The sequence below is a fragment of the Pseudomonas sp. FW300-N2F2 genome (genome assembly GCF_017351655.1).
GTDB classification, from domain to species: Bacteria; Pseudomonadota; Gammaproteobacteria; order Pseudomonadales; family Pseudomonadaceae; genus Aquipseudomonas; species Aquipseudomonas fluorescens_AA.
Genome location: NZ_JACNDQ010000002.1, coordinates 373,896 through 392,964, shown reverse-complemented (window position 1 = coordinate 392,964; position 19,069 = coordinate 373,896). Strand labels below are relative to the sequence as shown.

The window sequence follows — 19,069 nt, the reverse complement described above, 5'->3', positions numbered from 1 at the left end:
GGTGTTGTGCCGGACACAAAAACCTGTGGGAGCGAGCTTGCTCGCGAAAGCGGTGGGTCAGCTTGCATCAATGCTGAATGCACCACCGCCTTCGCGGGCAAGGTCGCTCCCACATGGGATCGGCGCTGTGCTGAGGTGTTGTGCCGGACACAAAAACCTGTGGGAGCGAGCTTGCTCGCGAAAGCGGTGGGTCAGCTTGCATCAATGCCGAATGTGCCACCGCCTTCGCGGGCAAGCCCGCTCCCACATGGGATCGGCGGTGTGTCGCGGTGTTGTGCCGAGCTCAAAAACTGTGGGAGCGAGCTTGCTCGCGAAAGCGGTGGATCAGCTTGCATCAATGCCGAATGTGCCACCGCCTTCGCGGGCAAGCCCGCTCCCACATGGGATCGGCGCTGTGTCGCGGTGTTGTGCCGAGCTCAAAAACTGTGGGAGCGAGCTTGCTCGCGAAAGCGGTGGGTCAGCTTGCATCAATGCCGAATGTGCCACCGCCTTCGCGGGCAAGCCCGCTCCCACATTGTTGGGTCTGCATCAGGTCAAAAAAACCGGGCTTGCCCGTGGGCAGCCCGGCCGACGCAAGCTTCAGCGCTGCTTCAACCGGTCAATCACCACCGCCAGCAACAGGATCGAGCCGCGGATGACGTATTGGTAGAAGGTGTCGATGTTCTTCAGGTTCATCGCATTTTCGATGATCGCCAAAATCAGCACACCCGCAATGACATGGCGAATCATGCCGATGCCACCGCTCAACGACACCCCACCCAGTACGCAGGCCGAGATCACGGTCAATTCGAAGCCCTGGCCGATCATCGGCTGGCCCGAGGTCATGCGCGACGCCAGGATGACCCCGGCCAAGGCGCCGATCAAACCATGTACGGCGAAGATGATGATCTTGGTGCGATCGACGTTCACCCCTGCCAACAACGCCGCTTCCTGGTTGCCACCGATGGCCATGGTGTTGCGCCCGTAGGTGGTGTAGTTCAGCAGCCAGCCGAAAAACAGGAAGCAGGCGATGGTGATCAGGATCGGCACCGGCACGCCGAACAATTGGCCGTTGCCGAACACGAAGAACGATTCCTGCGAGACACCCACCGCCTTGCCGTTGGCAAAGATGTAGGCCAGGCCACGGACGATCTGCATCGTCGCCAGGGTGGTGATCAAGGCGTTGACCCGCAGCTTGGCGATGACGATGCCGTTGATCAGGCCGACGATCAGCCCCATCGCCAGCGCCGCGCTGACGCCGAGGAACACGCTGTTGGTGTCGCGCATCACCACCGCTGCGACCACGCCGGCACAGGCAATCACCGAACCGACCGACAAGTCGAAGTGCCCGGACGCCAGGCAATACAACATGGTGCACGCGGCGATGCCAGTGGTGGAAATCGCCAGGCCCAGGCCGCGCATATTCAACGGCGACAGGAAGTTGTCGATCATCAAGGTGCAGAGCACGAAGATACCGATGGCCGCCAGCAGCATGACCCAGTCATCCAGGAAACGGCGCAGGTCCAGGGGTTTGCGTGCCGTCGGCAGTGCATTGTTTTGAATGGTCATGATTTACCTCTCAGTTCGCCGCGTCGGCAACGCGTTGGCGCGGCAGCGCCAGTTGCAGCAGGTTGGATTCGTTGGCCTGGTCACGCGACAGCTCGCCGCGCATGGCCCCTTCGCAGAGCACCAGGATTCGGTCGGAAATGCCCATCACTTCCATCAGGTCGCTGGACACCACAATCACCGCGATACCGTCGGCCGCCAGGTTGTGGATAATCTGGTAGATCTCCGCCTTGGCGCCGATATCGATGCCGCGGGTCGGTTCGTCCAGCAGCAGGACTTTCATCGGCATCGACAGCCAACGACCGAGAATCGCCTTCTGCTGATTGCCGCCGGACAGGTACATGATTTTCTGGCTGGCCGCCGGGGTCTTCACCTTCAGCGACTTGATCTGCTTGTCGGCATTGCCCCGCTCCCAGTCGCCGCGCAGCAGGCAGCCGAGCGCGGAATGGGCCGGACGGGCACTGATGTTGATGTTCTCGCCCACGCTGCCCAGTGGGATGATGCCTTCCTTCTTGCGATCTTCCGGGCACAGCAGCACGCCGGCGGCAATGGCATCCCGTGGCGAACGCAGCTTCAACTCCTTGCCGTGCAGCACGAGGCTCCCTTCGCTCTGGCGCTCCAGGCCACTGAGCAAGCGAAATAGCTCGGTACGACCGGCACCGACCAGCCCGAACAATCCAAGGATTTCCCCCTTGTGCACCTGGAAACTCACCGGTTCGCGCAAGCCCGGCCCCAGCAGGCCCTTCACCTGCAGCGCCACATCGCCGCGCTCCCGAGGGCGGTAATCATAGATGTCCTGGATATCGCGACCGACCATGCACGTGACCAACTGATCGTGGGTCAGCTCGCTCATGTTTTCGAAGGTCCGGACATAACGACCGTCCTTGAATACCGTCACCGCGTTACAGATACGGAACACTTCTTCCATGCGGTGGCTGACGTACAGCACCACTTTGCCCTCGTCTCGCAAGCGAGCGATGATCGCCATCAGACGGTCGATTTCCCGGGCCGACAGGCTACTGGTGGGTTCGTCGAAGGCAATGACGTGGGCGCCACGGGACAAGGCCTTGGCGATTTCCACCAATTGGCGCTGGCCGAGGGACAGGCGACCGACTTTTTCCTGCGGGTCGATTTCGTCGGCCAGGCCTTTGAGCAGCGTCAGCGCCTGCTGGCGCAGCACGCCACGGTTGACCAGGCCGAAACGCGCCGGCAAATGGCCGAGAAACAGGTTTTCGGCGACGGTCATTTCCGGCACCAGGTGCAGCTCCTGGTGAATCACCGCCACCCCGCTGGCAATACTGTCGGCGGTGCCTTTGAAGGCCATCGTCTGTTCGCCGATCTGCAGGTCGCCGCTGCTCGGGATGTAGGCGCCACCGAGGATCTTCAGCAACGTGGACTTGCCCGCGCCGTTCTCGCCCATCAAGGCATGCACCTGTCCCGGATGCGCGACGAAACTGATATTGGCCAGCGCCTGCACGCCGGGAAAGGATTTGCCGATCCCGTTGAACCGCAAGCTGCCGCCGATGTTGTGTTGCCGTGTCGCTGTTTGCGCTTGCATAACCACCTCGAACTTACAGAGATCAAGCGACCCCGCCACTCATGTGGCCAGGGCCGCTTTTGAATCAACCGACCGTCAGTTCCACAGGCCGATCTTTTCCAGCTCCTGCTTGAAGTTCTCCCGGGTGATCAGCGTCACCTCGTCCATGGCGGTGTACTTCGGCGGTTCCTTGCCGGTGGTGATCCACTCGTACATCATTTCGGCGGTCTTGTAGCCTTCGATGTGCGGGCTTGGCAGCATCGAACCAAAGAAGCCGCTGTCAGGTTTCTTCAATTCACCGATGGCGTCGGTGCCGTTGATGCCGATGCCGATCACATTGGCCGCCTTGAACCCGGCCGCTTCGGTGGCGCGCACGCCGCCCAGCACGGTGTTGTCGTTCATGCCGCCGATGATCAGGTTTTTCGCAGCGCTTGGCAGCTTCACCAACGCCGAGTTGGTCGAGTCCATGCTACCGGGTACGTCGAGGGTCTTGAGCGCCGAATAAAGGATGTGGTCCGCCGGCATCCCGGCCTTCTTCAGGGCATCGACCGAACCGTCGGTGCGCTTCTTGCCGGTGTCCAGCTCGTTGAAGGTGTTGATCACCGCGTAGGTATCTTTCCACTCCCAGTTGCGCTTTTTCGCTTCAGCGGCCATGGCGGCGCCCTGCTTCTGGCCCACCTCGAACGCGGCCATGCCCAGGTACGGCACGTCCTCCATGAATTTGCCGTTGGCATCGACGAACCGGTCGTCCACGGCAATCACCTTGAGATCGTTGAGCTTGGCCTTGGCCATGATGGCCGGGCCGAGGGACACGTCCGGCGGGCAGATCACAAAGCCCTTGGCACCGTTGGCGGCCAGGCTGTCGATGGCCGAGAGGGTCTTCTCGCCGTCAGGCACGGCGATCTTGATCAACTCGAAGCCTTTGTCCTTGCTCGCCTTCTCGGCGAACGCCCATTCGGTCTGGAACCAAGGTTCCTCGGCCTGCTTGACCAGAAAACCGATTTTTACGGGATCGGCCGCCAGCAAGCTGCTGCTGAGACTGACCGCGGTGACCGCCAGGGCGGCGCGACACAGGGAACGGATCCCACGACGATGATTCATAGTTGACTCCTTGTTTTTTTTATTGAAAGCCAAACGTCCAGGGTCTGCTCCACCGACGGTGGAAGTGCGCAGGCTGGGCGGTTACATCAAGTTGCTACACAGCATAGGCCTAAATAGTCATATCGTATGATGATTGGATTACAGGCGAAGTTTCCCACCGCAATCCAGGAATGTTCAGTCGTGGTACATGACCGAACGTCCTCCATCGATGGTGATGCATGAGGCATTGATAAACGGTGCTTCGTCACTGGCCAGGAACACGGCCGTCATTGCCACTTCGATCGGTTGCCCGACGCGCCGTGGCGGGTGCAGATCCAGCGCACGCTGGCGTTCGGCATGGGGATCGGCAAAGCCGTTCCAGTAGTCGACGTTCAGTTGGGTTTCGATGTAACCCGGGGCGATGGCGTTGACGCGTACCCCTTTGGGCGCGTATTCGATGCCCAGGGCGCGGGTCAGGCCGAGCAGGCCGTGCTTGGCCACCGGGTAAGGGAAACAGCCGGGAATGATGTGGGACGAATGGACAGAGGCAATATTGATGATGCTGCCCACGCCCTGCTCGATCATCTGTGGCAGCACCGCCTTGCAACCGTACCAGGCGCCATCCAGGTCGATGGCGAAGCAGCGGCGCCAGTCCTCTTCAGTCATTTCCAGCGGGTCACGGAAGACATTGACGCCCGCGCAGTTGACCAACACATCGATGCGGCCGTGCAGCTCGACGGCACGACGGGCCATGGCCTGCAAGTCCTGCTGCTTCGAAACATCGGCCTGCAGTGCGTGCACATCGGCGCCGCGTTCACGCCAATGGGCAGCCACCGCCTCGACTTTCTGCGCCTGGATATCACTGATCACCAACCGGGCCTGTTGGGAAGCGAATGCCGCGACGATGGCTTCGCCAATGCCTTGGGCGGCACCGGTCAACAGCACCACCTTGTCCTTCAGGCGTTCGCCCTTGGGTGGCTCCGGCACGGGTGGCAAGACCAAGGGCTCAGCCATGGCTCAAGGCTCCTGTGCCCAGGCACGACAAAAACCGGGCATCCACGGATGACCGGCGCGAAGGCGCTTGAAAGAACAGTGGCCGGCGTACGCCGCCGGGGCGTACGGGGAAAGATCGTTGCATCACTTCACCTGTTTTGTTTTTTTAGTGTGAGTGCGTATTGCCGATGGAGCCGACTATAAACCCGGCCGCCAAAAAATCTCAATATATATATTTACATCCCATATTTTGGGATTCAGCCAGCAAACCTTGTACAGGCCACGCCAGGCACGTCGACACGCATCGACAGCACGGCACCGTCCAGCGGATGACCCAATGGGCTCGCCGCGCTGGTGATGTACAACGTCTTGAGGTCTTCACCGCCGAATACACAACTGGTCGGGCGGCTGACGGGCAATTCGATCACCCGATCAACCTGCCCGTCCGGGGTCAGCCGCAACAGGCAACTACCGTCCCATCGGGCGTTCCAGATATACCCTCGGGCATCCATCGCCGAGCCATCCGGACCGCCACGCGGGTGCGGACCGAACCAGACCTCGGCAGGCGCCAGGTTGCCTTCCGGGTAAATAAAGTGCCGATACACCGTGCCATCCAGGCTGTCGCCGAAATACACCGTGGTGCCATCGGGGCTCCAGAGCAAGGTGTTCGGGATGCCCAGCCCGCGCAACAGGGGCAGGACCCGGCCATCACTCCCGACGCGAAACAGGCCGCCGGACCGGTGCTCGATCGGCAAGTCCTCGCCTTCGGCACCGATGTTGTTCTGCATCGTGCCGAGCCAGAGTTGCCCCTGGGGGTCGCAACGGGCCTCGTTGGCGCGATTGCCTGGCTGGGGGTCGGCCATGCACAGCAATGTCAGGCGCGGTTCCAGGCCCGGCGAATCAAGATCGAGGCGGTAGACGCCACTGCTCAGGGTCACCAGCGCGTCGCCACTTTGGGTCGGTATAAAAGCGGAGACATGCTCGGGCATCTGCCAGATCTCCACATTCGCGCCGATCAGCCGCAGGGCCTGCTTGCCGGCGATATCGACCCAATACAAGGCTTGGGTCGGCGCATCCCAGAACGGCCCTTCGCCCAATTTCGCCCGGTGTTCCGTCACAGCCATCCACTTCATTGAAACCTCCCGTTCCCGACTTGCCCGGCGGCGTCTGTTCGACCCGCCATGACATTGGGGTAAAAGCGTTTGATCGCCAGGTCGGCGTTATCGATCAGGGTCATGCAGGCCCAGACGCCCCGCGCCGCGTCACGGGCGGCGATGGCGTCGGCGATGTCCTTGTGGATGGGCAAGGTGCGGCGCAGTTCATCCGGGTCGGCCGCCGACACCTCGAATGACACCGCCAGCAGTGCCCCCAGGGCCGGGACCATTTGTTCGATGAATTGATTATGGCTGGCGGCCAGAATGCACTCGTGGAAAAACTGGTCCGCGCGGTTGTAATCGGCGCCGCTGTCCACCGCCCGTTCCAGCGCATGGTAGGCCAGGCGGATCGCCTGCACCTGATCGGCGGTGGCCCGCTCGCAGGCCCAGCGCACCGCCATCGGCTCGATGGTACGGCGCAGGTCCAGCAAGTCATCGACGAAGTTTTCCGGCAGGCCGCTGCGTGACAGCCAGCCCACCACTTGGGGGTCGAACAGGTTCCAGCGGCGCACCGGCAACACCCGCGTGCCGACTTTCGGCCCGACTTCCAGCATCCCTTTGGCCACCAGGGTCTTGATCGCCTCGCGAATCACCGTGCGACTGACGCCCAGTTGCTCGCCCAGGTCCGCTTCGACCTTGATGGTTTGCCCAGGCTTGACCTGACCGGCGGCTATCCAGCCCCCCAGCCAATCGACGGTCGATGCATGAAAACTGCTGGACATGAAAACCCCGCGGACCACTCTTATTGGAGGCCCACGCTAATCATCATATGATTGGGTGTCAATTCGAATTTCACTTGGCCACTGTGGGAGCGGGCCTGCTCGCGAAAGCGGTGGGTCAGTCAAGAAGATGCTGGATGTGCCGACGCCTTCGCGAGCAAGCTCGCTCCCACAGGGTCTGGTGGCGTACACAAATATTGCAGGCACCCCAAATTCACTGTGGGAGCGAGCTTGCTCGCGATAGCGGACGTCCAGTCAACACAGATATTGGATCAACCATCGCTCCCACAAGGGCTCAGGGTTCCAGGCCTATCGGGAAGAACACGCCACCACTCCACACGCCCAACCAGCGCTGCCCGTCGATCTCGCGACTGACCGCCAGCTCCACCAGTTGGTAGAACACATTGCGATGGACCAGCGCTTCGAGATTGCTGCGCACATGCACATACGGCGCCGGTTCCTGGGTCTGGGGATCGATCACCACCCGCAACGGGTGCTCGGCGCCAGCCTCAGTGGTTTCCTCGACATTGGTGGTGAAGCGCAACAACTGCCCTTCCCCCTGCCCTTCAACTTCGAGGGTCACGGCCACGAATGGCGCGTCATCGACCTTGATGCCGACTTTTTCCACAGGGGTAATCAGGAAGTAATCATCGCCGTCGCGGCGGATGATGGTGGAGAACAGCTTGACCATCGGTTTTCGCCCGATGGGCGTGCCCAAGTAGTACCAGGTACCGTCCCGGGCGATGCGCATGTCAATGTCGCCGCAGAAATCCGGGTTCCACAAGTGGACCGGCGGCAGGCCTTTGGTCTTGGGGATCTGCCCCAGCAAGTCATTGGCTTTTTGCGGTCCGCTCATGGTGACTCCTTGTGATTACTCGTCGCTCATCCCCAGCAGGCTGCGGGCATACTCACGCAACGGCGTGGCGATGAGGTCCTGGGGCTGTTTGTCGTGCAACGTCAGTAAACCGCCACGACTCTTGATCCGTGCAGTATCAATCAAATACTGGGTACTGGTCTCGATCAACATGATTTGAATCACGCTGGTATCGACACCGAGGCGATCCACGGCCTCTTCATCCTGCCATTCGTCGGTGTTGCCGATGCGGTTATCGGCCTTGGCGAAGCGGGTGTACAACAGGTAATGGGCACCGGCGGAACGGGCTTCGCCCATGGCCTGGTCGAGGCCTTCGGGAACACGGGCGCGACGGACCATGGGGAAATATTCGATGAAACCATTGAAGGCTTCTTCGGCCACCACGTTGGGACGCGGATAGGCACTGCCCGGCGGAGCGAAGGCGCCCTGGGCGATGTAGATGAACGAGTCAGGCTGAATACGCAGGTTGTTCACACGACGGCTGTCGCTATGGTCCAGCAGGCCGGCGTCGCTCATGTGATAACGAACGCCCTCTCCCATGTCGCTGACATTCATGCAACCGCCAAGCACCAAAACGGCCAGCAGCAAAACCAGACTACGCATCCTACCCTCCAGAAACCGGTGTCGGAAAACCGGCGAATGGCCAGTGGATGCAGCTTTTGCGCCAGCTCGGTCAGCCGCCGATGATCTTCATGATGGTTGCGCCGCCGGAGAACGCCACTTCCTGCTTATCTCCCAAGGCTTTGACCAGTAATCGCTGAAGAGCGGGCAACGCCTGGTGACGCGGCTTGTCCAGAAGATCGCCGACAAAGTGACGGTTACTGGAGGACAGGCAGCCATGCAACCACCCCGTAGAGGACAGCCGCAGGCGCGAGCAGGTCCGGCAGAAAGGCACGCTTTCATTGGCGATCACGCCGAAATGCCCCAGCCCCGGGATTTCATAGCGCACCGCCGTGGCATCCACCGGCGCGTCGGCTTGCAGGTATTCGTACTGATCGCCGATCAGGCTGAGCAGTTGCTGGAGGCTGACGAACTGCTGCAGGAAGGCGTTGGAGTCGCTGGCCAGGTGGCCCATGCGCATCAACTCGATGAAACGCAACTCATAACCACGTTCCAGGCAGTATTCGAGCAACGGCATCACTTGGTCCAGGTTCTGTCCGCGCAACGGCACCATGTTGACCTTGATCTTCAACCCGGCCGCCCGAGCCTGTTCCATGCCGTCGAGCACGGTCGCCAGGTCGCCGCCACGGGCGATGCTGCGAAACGCAACGGGGTCCAGGGTGTCGAGGGAAACGTTGATGCGACGAATACCGGCGTCCACCAGCAAAGGCAGTTTTTTCGCCAGCAACTGGCCATTGGTGGTCAGGCTGATGTCTTCCAGGCCCATCTGCCCTACAGCCGTCATGAAACGCTCGAGCTTGGGGCTGACCAGCGGCTCGCCGCCCGTGATGCGCAGCCGCTCGATACCGGCGGCCTCGATCAAATAGGCCACGCCGCGTGCCATGGCGTCGGCCGACAGTTCATCCTGCGCAGCCACCAACCGCTTGCCATCAGGCACGCAATAGGTACAGGCGTAATTGCAGGCTGAGGTCAGGCTGATCCGCAAATTACGGAAACGCCTGCCTTGACGGTCAACGATCATGAATCACTCCGGCACAAGAAAAATCGGACTCGCGATAATTGACCTGAAAATCAAGATTTCGCAAGACCCAAGCCTGAGTATATTACTGGGGCACTGCGCCATGTAAGCGGACATGGCGCAATAAGGCAGCTGAATGTCTTGTTGCCTTGCGGCCAGTCAGTTGCTCGGGACGTCGGTGTCGCGCTTGCGCTTGTTGCCCATGCGCACGCCGATGTCCATCAGGAACTGGAAGAAACCTTCCTGGTCTTCCAGCACGTTGCTCCAGAACGGCGAGTGATACAGCGCCACCGCGCCATGCACCAACGCCCAGGCAGCGCAATAGTGGAAATAAGGCGGCACGTCCTCGAGCTTGCCCTCGCTGATCCGGCCCTTGATCAGCAGGGTCAGGCGTTCGAAGTTCGAGGCGCGGATCTTGTGCAGTTCCTCGACCATCTCCGGCACCTGGTTGCCCTTGACCACCTTCTCTTCCAGACGGTCGAACAAGCGGTAGCGCTGCGGGTCGCGCATGCGGAACTCGAAGTAGGCCCGGGACAGGGCCTCCTTGTCCTTGTCCACATCGGCCGAATGCAACAGCTCGTTCAAATCGCGCTCGTAGTCGAGCATCAGGCGCAGGTAGATCTCCGCCTTGGATTTGAAATGTTTATAAATCGTGCCTTTGCCGATACCCACGGCATCCGCAATCATCTCGACGGTGACACTGTCTTCACCCTGGTCGAGGAACAACTTGAGCGCGGTGTCGAGAATTTCCTGCTCGCGGCGGCGAAACTCACGGACCTTACGGGGTTCTTTGTGCATAAGAAAAAGGTCTGAAGGGTCAAAATTCGAAGCCGGGTATTATGCCTAACTTACGCAAAAATGCACGGATCATCCGTTCTCGGCCACTGTTCTTCACAAAACCGTACACACCCGGCTCGCCGTTTCCCGGGCCAATGCGCCGCACTGGCGAGCTTTGTCGACAGTGAGAACTTATCCGAAGCGAGCGTATTCCAAATTTGTTTAAAAACCGCCCCGGCCCGACTGGACGCGTTGGCATACTGATCAATACTTGAACTGTCGGCGCGACATCTCCCCCAAGTGACGCGCTGATAAAGGTACCAACGGACCGCGTGCCTTTGTTTTACTCCTAATGGTCTTAACCCGGATTCACCCCCCAGAACCCGGGTTTTTTTTGCATCAAATTCAGGCATCCACCGAACGGACGTGAGCCAGCGGAAACAATTGCTTAAAGTTTTCCGTCGTCTGCTCGGCAAACCGTTCGTAGGACTCACCGCGCAACATCGCCAGAAATTCCGCCACTTCCCGTACGTATTGCGGAAGGTTCGGCTTGCCGCGATACGGAATCGGCGCCAGGTAAGGCGAGTCGGTTTCCACCAACAGCCGATCAGCCGGCACTTTGCTCGCAACGTCGCGCAAGGCATCGGCATTGCGGAACGTGACAATCCCGGACAAGGAAATGTAATAGCCCATGTCCAGGGCCGTCTTGGCCATGTCCCAGTCTTCGGTGAAGCAATGCAGCACACCGGCCTGGGGCAGCGCGGCGTCACGCAGCAGGGCCAGGGTGTCGGCCCGGGCGCCACGGGTGTGGATGATCACCGGCTTGCCGGTCTGCCGGGCGGCTTCCAGGTGCAGCCGGAACGAGGCTTGCTGCACGTCGGCGGCTTCTGGCTCGTAGTGATAGTCCAGGCCGGTTTCGCCAATGGCGACCACCCGCGGATGATCGAGCTCACGCAACAGCCAATCGAGCGCCGGCGCGGCGTCGGGCTGGACATCCAGTGGGTGGATACCGACTGAACAGTCGACATCGGCATAACGTTCGGCCAAGGCCTTGACGTCGGCGGCGTTGTCGGCGCTGACGCCGATGCACAGGAAGTGCCCCACACCCCGGCCACGGGCCGCGTCCAGCGCAGCATCCAGGGAGCCGCCATGGGCAGCGAGGTCGAGACGGTCAAGGTGACAATGGGAGTCTACAAGCATAAAAGGCCAGGCTACATCGTATGGGTGGGACGGTCGGACTTCAGGGAGCCGGCCAAGTGGGTTTCGATCTGATTGCGGGCCGAATTGTCGCCGTCGTTGAACTGCACGCCTACGCCGGCTGCCCGATTGCCCTGGGCGCCCTTGGGGGTCAGCCAGATCACCTTGCCGGCGACCGGAATTTTCTCCGCCTCGTCCATCAGGCTCAAGAGCATGAACACTTCGTCGCCCAAGCGATAATTCTTGTTGGTCGGAATGAACAGGCCGCCGTTCTTGATGAAGGGCATGTAGGCGGCGTAAAGCACCGACTTGTCCTTGATGGTCAGGGACAGGATGCCGTTGCGTGGGCCGGGACTGACAGGTTCGTTCATGCTGATCTCCGCTGCGGTTGAGCTGAGTTTAGTAGCTGGGCCGTGTCTGTCAGTTTCGACCAGGCAAACTCGCCCACTGCACCAGCAGCGCCTCGAGCAACAGCACCCGATTGAGGTTCGCCTTGCTCAGCACCTTCTGCCGTTGGGCAAGGATCCAGTCCTGGATGTTCAAGATTTTATCCTGGCTGCTTTTTTGCGCCAGGTACTGGATCACCTTGCGCATGTCCGCCAGCCCCAGGCCCGCCTCATCTTCGGTCAACTGGTAACGCAGGATCAGGCTCGACCAGTCGCAGAACCAGTCAAACAGCAGGAGTAGCGGGATGGCGTTCCAACCCTCGGCCAGTTGCGTGGGGGATTGCTGCTGCTTGAGCAGTTTCTTCACCCCATCCACCACCAGGGCTCGCTGTTCACGCACGCCTTGGGCCTGAAGGCTGACAGCCGCCAGGGGCGAACCGGCCGCGAGGGTCAGCAACTCGATACGTTCTTCATCGGTGTTGTCAGGCAAGGCCTGGGCCAGCCATTGCAAGCTCATCGCTTCGCTCGGCAACGGACAGGCCTGTTGCACGCAGCGACTCTTGATGGTCGGCAACAAGCGACTCGGCTGGTGGCTGACCAGCAGCAACACGGTATCGCCGGAGGGTTCTTCGAGGCTCTTGAGCAAGGCGTTGGCGGCGTTGATGTTCATCGACTCGACCGGCTCGATCAGCACCACTTTGCGCCCGCCCATCTGCGAGGTCTGAACCACGAAGCTGACCAGGTCCCGGACCTGGTCGACCTTGATCGCCTTGTCCGCCTCTTCCGGTTCCAACACGTAATTGTCGGGATGGCTGCCGGCCTTGAGCAGCAGGCAGGACTTGCATTCACCACAGGCGTTCGAAGCACCCGGCCGCAGGCACAGCAGGCTGGCCATCAGGCGCTCGGCCAGTGCCCGCTTGCCGATGCCGACCGGGCCGTGCAGCAGATAGGCGTGGGCATGCTGGGCACGACCAGCCAGTTGCTGCCAGAGACCGTCTTGCCAGGGATAGGCTTCAGCCACGGACACGCTCCAGCAAACGTGGCAGCAAGCCATCCAGGGATTGCTGGACCTGGGTCAGCGGCTGCGCGGCATCGATCAGCAGGTAACGCGCCGGATCGGCCTTCGCGCGCCTCAGGAAGGCGTTGCGCACGGCATTGAAGAAATCCTGGCCCTCGAGCTCGAAACGATCCAGCCGGCCACGGGCGCTGGCGCGGGCCAGGCCAATTTCCACTGGCAAGTCGAACACCAGGGTAAGGTCCGGTCGCAGGTCACCCTGGACGAAGGTTTCCAGCGCGGCGATGCGCTCCACGGACAAGCCCCGGCCGCCGCCCTGGTAGGCGTAGGTCGAATCGGTAAAACGATCGCAGAGCACCACGGCGCCACGGGCCAGCGCCGGGCGAATCACCTCGGCCAGATGCTGCGCCCGGGCAGCGAACACCAGCAGCAGCTCAGTGTCAGGGTTCATGACCTCTTCAAGGGGGGCCAGCAGAACCTCGCGAATGCGCTCGGCCAGCGGCGTGCCGCCCGGCTCACGGGTCAATACCACCTCGATGCCGGCGGCCCGCAGGCATTCGGCCAGGTATTCGCGGTTGGTGCTCTTGCCGGCGCCTTCCGGGCCTTCCAGCGTTATAAACAAGCCAGTCACGGGGCGATCCTTAATCAAAGTCATTGCGGGCTCGGTGGCTCGCTGGCGTCCGGTTCGGGGGCCGGCACCTGGGGTACCGCTTCGGGTGCCGTGTCGGGCGATGCCGCCGGAATCGGCGCCTGCTCGCCCGGCGTTGCCGGGGCCGGGCTGGAGCGGTAGTCGGCACGGCGCTTGAGCTGGAACTCGCGCACGGCGTTGTTATGCGACTCCAGGTCATCGGAAAACACGTGGCTGCCATCGCCACGCGCGACAAAGTAAAGGCTGTTGCCCGGCGCCGGGTTCAACGCGGCGTGAATCGCTTCACGCCCCACCATCGCGATCGGCGTCGGCGGCAAGCCCGGGATCAGGTAGGTGTTATAGGGGTTTTCTTCTTTCAAATGGGCGCGGGTGAGTTTGCCGGTGTAACGCTCGCCCAGGCCGTAGATCACCGTGGGATCGGTCTGCAGCAGCATACCCAGGCGCATGCGCCGTACGAAGACGCCGGCAATCTGCCCGCGTTCCTGGGGCACGCCGGTTTCCTTCTCCACCAGGGACGCCATGATCAGCGCCTGGTACGGCAAGGTGTAAGGCACATCGGCGGAACGCTGTGCCCACTCTTTGGCGAGCACGTCTTCCAAGCGGTCGTAGGCTTTCTTCAGCAGGTCGACATCCGAGGTACCACGCACGAAGCGATAGGTGTCCGGGAAGAACCGACCCTCGGGAAATACGCCCGAATGACCGAGACGGTCCATGACCTGGCTGTCGCTCAGGTCGGTGAGGGTCTGCTGGAGCTTTTCATCCTTGGCCAGCGCGGCGCGCACCTGGCGGAAATTCCAGCCTTCCACCAGCGTCACGCTGTATTGCACCACTTCGCCGCGCTTCCAGACGGCGATCAGGCCCTCCATGGTCATGCCTGGCACCATACGGTACTCGCCGGAGTGTAACGGCTGGTCGGCGAGATTGAAGCGCCAATAGATCCGCAGCCAGAAAGCGTCCCTGATCAAGCCATCGGCTTCGAGGCGCTTGAGGGTTCCGGTCGGGGTGGTCCCGTTGGGCACGTCCAGCAATTCTTCCTGGGTGATGTTCAGCGGCTGTTGCAGCGCCGAATGAATCTTCCAGGCCGAAGCACCCAACAACAGCCCTGCCAGGACCAGTCCGGTCTCCAGCAGCAGCAAGAATTTACGTCTCACGAATCAAACATCCAATAGCGCACGGGCAAGGGTCTGCAGTTTACGGGTGAGCGGGCCAACCGACCAGCGCGCCGAACCGCATCCGCGCACTGGCCACACGCCATAAACGCTATTACAGACGAAGACTTCATCGGCCTGGTGCAGTTGTTCGAGGCTGATGTCGGTGATTTGCGTGACGATGCCTTGGGACTTGGCTTGAAACAATAATTCGGCGCGCATCACGCCGGCCACACCGCAACGGCTCAGGTCCGCCGTGAACAAGACGCCATCGCGCACCAGGAACAGGTTGCTGAACACACCTTCGATCACCCGTCCGGACGCGTCCAGCATCAAGCCTTCAGCGTACTGCGTATCTCGCCATTCGGCACGGGCCAGCACTTGCTCCAGGCGATTGAGGTGCTTGAGCCCGGCGAGCAAGGGCTGCTCGGACAAACGCACGGTGCAGGGAAACAGAAGAATGCCTTGGTCGCCATGGACGGCGGGATAGGCGGCCGGCGGACTGCCTTGCAGGATGCGCCTGGCCGGCGTCGAGGGATCAGCGGCATAACCGCGCAGGCTGTCGCCACGGGTCACGATCAACTTCAGCACGCCGTCACCCAGGCCGCGGGCGTAGGCGTCCAGCTCTGCGCTCAACGCGCTCATGTCGACGTTGAGCGCCAACCGCTGGCAACCTGCTTCCAGGCGCTGCAGGTGACGCTCCAGCAACAGCAGGTTGCCACCGCGCACGGCGATGGTCTCGAACAACCCATCCCCGTAAGCCAGGCCGCGATCTTTCAGCGACAGGACGTCGGCTGACTGACCGTCGACCCAGCTTTCCATCAACCGGCGAACCGGCGGAACACCAGCGAACCGTTGGTCCCGCCAAAGCCGAAGGAGTTGGACAGCACCACATCGATGTCCATGCTGCGGGCAGTGTGCGGCACGAAGTCCAGGTCGCAGCCGTCGTCCGGCTCATCGAGGTTGATGGTCGGCGGCGCCGTCTGGCTGTTGATCGCCAGTACGCTGAAGATCGCTTCCACCGCCCCAGCTGCACCCAGCAGGTGACCGGTCATGGACTTGGTCGAACTGACCGCCAGCTTGTAGGCGTGCTCGCCGAACACGGTCTTGATCGCCTGGGCTTCGGCCAGGTCGCCGGCCGGTGTGGAAGTACCGTGGGCGTTGATGTACTGCACCTGCTCGCCGTTGATTTTCGCGTCACGCAAGGCATTGGCGATGCAACGGGCCGCACCGGCGCCATCGGCCGGTGGCGAGGTCATGTGGTACGCATCGCCACTGGTGCCGAAGCCGATCAGTTCGGCGTAGATGGTCGCGCCACGCGCCTTGGCGTGTTCCAGCTCCTCGAGCACCAGCGCACCGGCACCGTCGGACAGTACGAAGCCATCACGGCCCTTGTCCCATGGCCGGCTCGCGCGGGCGGGCTCGTCGTTGCGGGTCGACAGCGCACGGGACGCGCCGAAACCGCCCATGCCAAGACCGCAAGCGGCCATTTCAGCGCCACCGGCGATCATCACGTCGGCTTCGTCGTACATGATGTTGCGCGCGGCCATGCCGATGCAGTGGGTACCGGTGGTGCACGCCGTGGCGATGGCGTAGTTGGGTCCCTGGGCACCCAGGTGGATGGACAGGAAACCGGAAATCATGTTGATGATCGAGCCCGGCACGAAGAACGGAGAAATCCGTCGCGGTCCCGAATCGTGCAGCGTGCGGCTGGTTTCTTCGATATTGGTCAAGCCGCCAATACCCGAACCCATGGCCACGCCGATGCGTTCACGGTTGGCGTCGGTGACTTCCAGGCCAGCGTTACGCACGGCCTGGAAACCGGCTGCCAGGCCGTACTGAATGAACAGGTCGAGCTTGCGGGCTTCCTTGACCGACAGGTATTCCTCGACATTGAAGCCCTTTACCGAGCCGCCAAAACGGGTGGAATAGGCAGAAAGGTCGGTGTGTTCGATCAGACCAATGCCACTGCGGCCAGCCAGAATGCCCTGCCAACTGCTCGGCACATCCGTGCCCAGTGGCGACAACATACCCATACCGGTGACTACGACGCGTCTACGCGACACAGCACTCTCCTTTTTCTAATGACGACTTTGCATCAGGCCTAAAGAAAAAACCGCACGCCGTGACGGCAGTGCGGTTTTTCCATGACAGCTAGCGACGACTGAATACGATTACGCCTGGTGGCTGGTAACGTAGTCGATAGCAGCTTGTACAGTAGTGATCTTCTCAGCTTCTTCGTCAGGAATCTCGGTCTCGAATTCCTCTTCCAGAGCCATCACCAGCTCAACGGTGTCAAGGGAGTCGGCACCCAGGTCTTCTACGAAGGAAGCGGTGTTCACAACTTCTTCTTCTTTAACGCCCAGTTGCTCGGCAACGATTTTCTTGACGCGCTCTTCGATGGTGCTCATACCTTGTTTTCACTCCTAATGGACAAATTCAGGCAGCTGGCCGGTGGGTAAGTGTATAGAAGAACTTTTCGGTTTTTCAACCGAAAGCTTCACTCCTCAAACCCTGCGGCCCGCCGTCTATAAATTGATTGCAGCTTTATAACGGATTTTAGACAGCTCGTATGACATTTTTTTGAAGCAATCCGTCACATTTAACTCATGTACATCCCGCCGTTCACCGGGATTGTAGCCCCGGTCACGTATGCCGCACCGTCCGACGCAAGAAAAGCGACCACGGACGCGATTTCTTGAGCTTGCCCCAGACGACCCAGCGGAATCTGTGTCAACAAGGCTTCGCGCTGTGCTTCCGGCAGTTCACGGGTCATGTCGGTGTCGATGAAACCCGGTGCAACCGAGTTTACCGTAATCGAGCGCGAACCCACTTCACGCGCCAGCGCACGGCTGAAACCTTCCAGACCGGCTTTAGCCGCAGCATAGTTTACTTGGCCTGCGTTGCCCATGGCACCCACAACCGAGCCAATACTGATAATTCGACCCCAGCGAGCCTTGGTCATGCCACGCAGAACGCCCTTGGACAGCCGGAACAGGCTGTTCAGGTTGGTGTCGACGACGTCGAACCATTCGTCATCTTTCATGCGCATCATCAGGTTATCGCGGGTGATACCGGCATTATTGACCAGGATCGCCGGCGCGCCGAACTGCTCCTGAATGCTTGCCAGCACCGCCGCAACGGATTCGTCGCTGGTGACGTTCAGCTCGAGGCCGGTGCCCTGGATGTCGTTTTCCTTCAGGGTCGCGGCGATACGCTCGGCGCCCGAAGCGGAAGTCGCGGTGCCGATGACGATGGCGCCTTGACGACCCAGCTCCAGGGCGATGGCCTGGCCGATGCCACGGCTTGCACCGGTCACCAGTGCAACTTTACCTTGCAGACTCATGCAAGTTTCTCCTGTTCAGGCCTGCGCTGCACGGGCGGCAGCGAAGGCATCTGGGGTATTGAGGTTGGAAGTCGATACGCCTTCGGCGCAGCGTTTGTTCAGGCCTGCCAGCACTTTGCCAGGACCGCACTCGACCAGTTCGGTCGCGCCCTTGGCTGCCAGGGTCTGCACCGATTCGACCCAGCGAACCGGCTTGTAGAGTTGTTCCAGCAGATCGCGCTTCAAGGTCTCGAGATCAGGCGCCACGTTGGCGCTGACATTCTGCACCACGGGAATCTGCGGGGCCTGCCAGTCGATGGCAGCGATGGACTCGGCAAAGCGCTCGGCGGCCGGACGCATCAGCTCACAGTGCGACGGCACGCTGACCGGCAGTGGCATGGCGCGCTTGGCACCACGGGCCTTGCAGCCCTCGATGGCACGCTCGACAGCCGCCTTGGCACCGGCGATGACCACCTGGCCCGGGGAATTGAAGTTCACCGCGCTGACCACTTCGCCTTGCGCCGCCTCGGCACAGGCCGCCAGTACATCGGCGTCTTCCAGGCCGAGGATCGCGGCCATGCCGCCCTGCCCGGCCGGAACGGCTTCCTGCATCAACTGGCCACGACGCTCCACCAGTTTCACCGCGGCGCCCAGGCTCAGGCTGCCAGCGGCCACGAGGGCGCTGTATTCGCCCAGGCTGTGACCGGCGACGAATGCCGGGCGCGCGCCACCTTCAGCCAGCCACAGGCGCCACAAGGCGATCGAGGCGGTGAGGATGGCCGGCTGGGTTTTATCGGTTTGATTGAGCCGTTCTTCCGGCCCTTGCTGGGTCAGTGCCCACAAGTCATAGCCGAGCGCATCGGAAGCTTCTTTGAATGTTTCGAGGATCAGCGGGTATTGCGCGCCCAGCTCGGCCAGCATGCCGAGGGACTGCGAGCCCTGCCCTGGAAAGACGAATGCGAGGGAAGCAGACATGAAAACAAAGCCCCTAATGATCTTGTCGTCAAAAATTGACGCCCCTGGGGGCGCTA

General features: G+C 61.2%; 21 protein-coding genes. All 21 read right to left on the bottom strand.

Annotation, left to right across the window (positions count from 1 at the left end):
* Positions 1–579 precede the first annotated feature (579 nt).
* On the bottom strand, positions 580–1,548 hold the full coding sequence (gene araH / locus J4E63_RS16485) for an L-arabinose ABC transporter permease AraH (protein ID WP_060741247.1): 969 nt from the start codon (positions 1,546–1,548) through the stop codon (positions 580–582).
* A 10-nt stretch (positions 1,549–1,558) separates the two neighbouring features.
* Positions 1,559–3,103 (bottom strand): L-arabinose ABC transporter ATP-binding protein AraG, encoded by a 1,545-nt coding sequence (gene araG, locus J4E63_RS16480; protein ID WP_072406301.1) that lies wholly within the window; start codon positions 3,101–3,103, stop codon positions 1,559–1,561.
* 75 nt (positions 3,104–3,178) lie between these two features.
* Positions 3,179–4,183 (bottom strand): substrate-binding domain-containing protein, encoded by a 1,005-nt coding sequence (locus tag J4E63_RS16475; protein ID WP_060741245.1) that lies wholly within the window; start codon positions 4,181–4,183, stop codon positions 3,179–3,181.
* Positions 4,184–4,357: 174 nt separating this feature from the next.
* Positions 4,358–5,176 carry an SDR family oxidoreductase gene (locus J4E63_RS16470; protein WP_060741244.1) on the bottom strand — a complete coding sequence of 273 codons (819 nt, stop codon included), beginning with the start codon at positions 5,174–5,176 and terminating at the stop codon, positions 4,358–4,360.
* Positions 5,169–5,300 (bottom strand): hypothetical protein, encoded by a 132-nt coding sequence (locus J4E63_RS30910; protein WP_259333908.1) that lies wholly within the window; start codon positions 5,298–5,300, stop codon positions 5,169–5,171. Before J4E63_RS30910 ends, J4E63_RS16470 begins: the two co-directional genes overlap by 8 nt.
* Positions 5,301–5,412: 112 nt before the next feature.
* Entirely contained in the window at positions 5,413–6,288 is an 876-nt protein-coding gene (locus J4E63_RS16465) for an SMP-30/gluconolactonase/LRE family protein (protein WP_207282678.1), read from the bottom strand.
* Positions 6,285–7,031, bottom strand: coding sequence for a FadR/GntR family transcriptional regulator (locus J4E63_RS16460; protein ID WP_060741242.1), 747 nt, complete (start codon positions 7,029–7,031; stop codon positions 6,285–6,287). Before J4E63_RS16460 ends, J4E63_RS16465 begins: the two co-directional genes overlap by 4 nt.
* Positions 7,032–7,323: 292 nt before the next feature.
* Entirely contained in the window at positions 7,324–7,884 is a 561-nt protein-coding gene (locus J4E63_RS16455; RefSeq protein WP_060741241.1) for a DUF1285 domain-containing protein, read from the bottom strand.
* Between the two features lie 15 nt (positions 7,885–7,899).
* Positions 7,900–8,505, bottom strand: coding sequence for a DUF4823 domain-containing protein (locus J4E63_RS16450; protein ID WP_060741240.1), 606 nt, complete (start codon positions 8,503–8,505; stop codon positions 7,900–7,902).
* Positions 8,506–8,575: 70 nt separating this feature from the next.
* The gene (locus tag J4E63_RS16445; RefSeq protein ID WP_060741239.1) at positions 8,576–9,544 is read right to left on the bottom strand and encodes a GTP 3',8-cyclase MoaA; all 969 of its coding nucleotides are present in this window, start codon (positions 9,542–9,544) and stop codon (positions 8,576–8,578) included.
* 156 nt (positions 9,545–9,700) lie between these two features.
* Positions 9,701–10,339: a TetR/AcrR family transcriptional regulator gene (locus tag J4E63_RS16440; protein WP_060741238.1), complete on the bottom strand. Its 639-nt coding sequence runs from the start codon at positions 10,337–10,339 to the stop codon at positions 9,701–9,703.
* Positions 10,340–10,723: 384 nt separating this feature from the next.
* Positions 10,724–11,518 carry a TatD family hydrolase gene (locus tag J4E63_RS16435; RefSeq protein ID WP_207282677.1) on the bottom strand — a complete coding sequence of 265 codons (795 nt, stop codon included), beginning with the start codon at positions 11,516–11,518 and terminating at the stop codon, positions 10,724–10,726.
* Between the two features lie 11 nt (positions 11,519–11,529).
* Positions 11,530–11,886 carry a PilZ domain-containing protein gene (locus tag J4E63_RS16430; RefSeq protein WP_092201924.1) on the bottom strand — a complete coding sequence of 119 codons (357 nt, stop codon included), beginning with the start codon at positions 11,884–11,886 and terminating at the stop codon, positions 11,530–11,532.
* Positions 11,887–11,935: 49 nt separating this feature from the next.
* A complete protein-coding gene (locus J4E63_RS16425; RefSeq protein WP_092168519.1) occupies positions 11,936–12,922 on the bottom strand; it encodes a DNA polymerase III subunit delta' in 987 nt (328 codons plus the stop codon).
* Positions 12,915–13,547 carry a dTMP kinase gene (tmk, locus tag J4E63_RS16420; RefSeq protein ID WP_207282676.1) on the bottom strand — a complete coding sequence of 211 codons (633 nt, stop codon included), beginning with the start codon at positions 13,545–13,547 and terminating at the stop codon, positions 12,915–12,917. The genes J4E63_RS16425 and tmk overlap by 8 nt, the downstream gene beginning before the upstream one ends.
* 20 nt (positions 13,548–13,567) lie before the next feature.
* Positions 13,568–14,716 carry an endolytic transglycosylase MltG gene (mltG, locus tag J4E63_RS16415; RefSeq protein ID WP_207282675.1) on the bottom strand — a complete coding sequence of 383 codons (1,149 nt, stop codon included), beginning with the start codon at positions 14,714–14,716 and terminating at the stop codon, positions 13,568–13,570.
* 3 nt (positions 14,717–14,719) lie between these two features.
* Positions 14,720–15,535 (bottom strand): aminodeoxychorismate lyase, encoded by an 816-nt coding sequence (pabC, locus tag J4E63_RS16410; RefSeq protein WP_207282674.1) that lies wholly within the window; start codon positions 15,533–15,535, stop codon positions 14,720–14,722.
* Positions 15,535–16,779, bottom strand: coding sequence for a beta-ketoacyl-ACP synthase II (gene fabF, locus J4E63_RS16405; RefSeq protein ID WP_060741232.1), 1,245 nt, complete (start codon positions 16,777–16,779; stop codon positions 15,535–15,537). The genes pabC and fabF overlap by 1 nt, the downstream gene beginning before the upstream one ends.
* A gap of 108 nt (positions 16,780–16,887) precedes the next feature.
* Positions 16,888–17,124 (bottom strand): acyl carrier protein, encoded by a 237-nt coding sequence (acpP, locus tag J4E63_RS16400; protein ID WP_003175607.1) that lies wholly within the window; start codon positions 17,122–17,124, stop codon positions 16,888–16,890.
* 191 nt (positions 17,125–17,315) lie between these two features.
* Positions 17,316–18,059, bottom strand: a complete 744-nt coding sequence (gene fabG / locus J4E63_RS16395) for a 3-oxoacyl-ACP reductase FabG (RefSeq protein ID WP_092255814.1) — start codon at positions 18,057–18,059, stop codon at positions 17,316–17,318.
* 15 nt (positions 18,060–18,074) lie between these two features.
* Positions 18,075–19,013, bottom strand: a complete 939-nt coding sequence (fabD, locus tag J4E63_RS16390) for an ACP S-malonyltransferase (RefSeq protein ID WP_060741230.1) — start codon at positions 19,011–19,013, stop codon at positions 18,075–18,077.
* Between the last annotated feature and the right edge of the window lie 56 nt (positions 19,014–19,069).

What these genes read in the sequence shown, in the direction of transcription:
- araH (WP_060741247.1), bottom strand. Translation starts at nt 1,548, where the DNA reads ATGACCATTCAAAACAATGCACTGCCGACGGCACGCAAACCCCTGGAC.
- araG (WP_072406301.1), bottom strand. Translation starts at nt 3,103, where the DNA reads ATGCAAGCGCAAACAGCGACACGGCAACACAACATCGGCGGCAGCTTG.
- J4E63_RS16475 (WP_060741245.1), bottom strand. Translation starts at nt 4,183, where the DNA reads ATGAATCATCGTCGTGGGATCCGTTCCCTGTGTCGCGCCGCCCTGGCG.
- J4E63_RS16470 (WP_060741244.1), bottom strand. Translation starts at nt 5,176, where the DNA reads ATGGCTGAGCCCTTGGTCTTGCCACCCGTGCCGGAGCCACCCAAGGGC.
- J4E63_RS30910 (WP_259333908.1), bottom strand. Translation starts at nt 5,300, where the DNA reads ATGCAACGATCTTTCCCCGTACGCCCCGGCGGCGTACGCCGGCCACTG.
- J4E63_RS16465 (WP_207282678.1), bottom strand. Translation starts at nt 6,288, where the DNA reads ATGAAGTGGATGGCTGTGACGGAACACCGGGCGAAATTGGGCGAAGGG.
- J4E63_RS16460 (WP_060741242.1), bottom strand. Translation starts at nt 7,031, where the DNA reads ATGTCCAGCAGTTTTCATGCATCGACCGTCGATTGGCTGGGGGGCTGG.
- J4E63_RS16455 (WP_060741241.1), bottom strand. Translation starts at nt 7,884, where the DNA reads ATGAGCGGACCGCAAAAAGCCAATGACTTGCTGGGGCAGATCCCCAAG.
- J4E63_RS16450 (WP_060741240.1), bottom strand. Translation starts at nt 8,505, where the DNA reads ATGCGTAGTCTGGTTTTGCTGCTGGCCGTTTTGGTGCTTGGCGGTTGC.
- J4E63_RS16445 (WP_060741239.1), bottom strand. Translation starts at nt 9,544, where the DNA reads ATGATCGTTGACCGTCAAGGCAGGCGTTTCCGTAATTTGCGGATCAGC.
- J4E63_RS16440 (WP_060741238.1), bottom strand. Translation starts at nt 10,339, where the DNA reads ATGCACAAAGAACCCCGTAAGGTCCGTGAGTTTCGCCGCCGCGAGCAG.
- J4E63_RS16435 (WP_207282677.1), bottom strand. Translation starts at nt 11,518, where the DNA reads ATGCTTGTAGACTCCCATTGTCACCTTGACCGTCTCGACCTCGCTGCC.
- J4E63_RS16430 (WP_092201924.1), bottom strand. Translation starts at nt 11,886, where the DNA reads ATGAACGAACCTGTCAGTCCCGGCCCACGCAACGGCATCCTGTCCCTG.
- pabC (WP_207282674.1), bottom strand. Translation starts at nt 15,535, where the DNA reads ATGGAAAGCTGGGTCGACGGTCAGTCAGCCGACGTCCTGTCGCTGAAA.
- acpP (WP_003175607.1), bottom strand. Translation starts at nt 17,124, where the DNA reads ATGAGCACCATCGAAGAGCGCGTCAAGAAAATCGTTGCCGAGCAACTG.
- fabG (WP_092255814.1), bottom strand. Translation starts at nt 18,059, where the DNA reads ATGAGTCTGCAAGGTAAAGTTGCACTGGTGACCGGTGCAAGCCGTGGC.
- fabD (WP_060741230.1), bottom strand. Translation starts at nt 19,013, where the DNA reads ATGTCTGCTTCCCTCGCATTCGTCTTTCCAGGGCAGGGCTCGCAGTCC.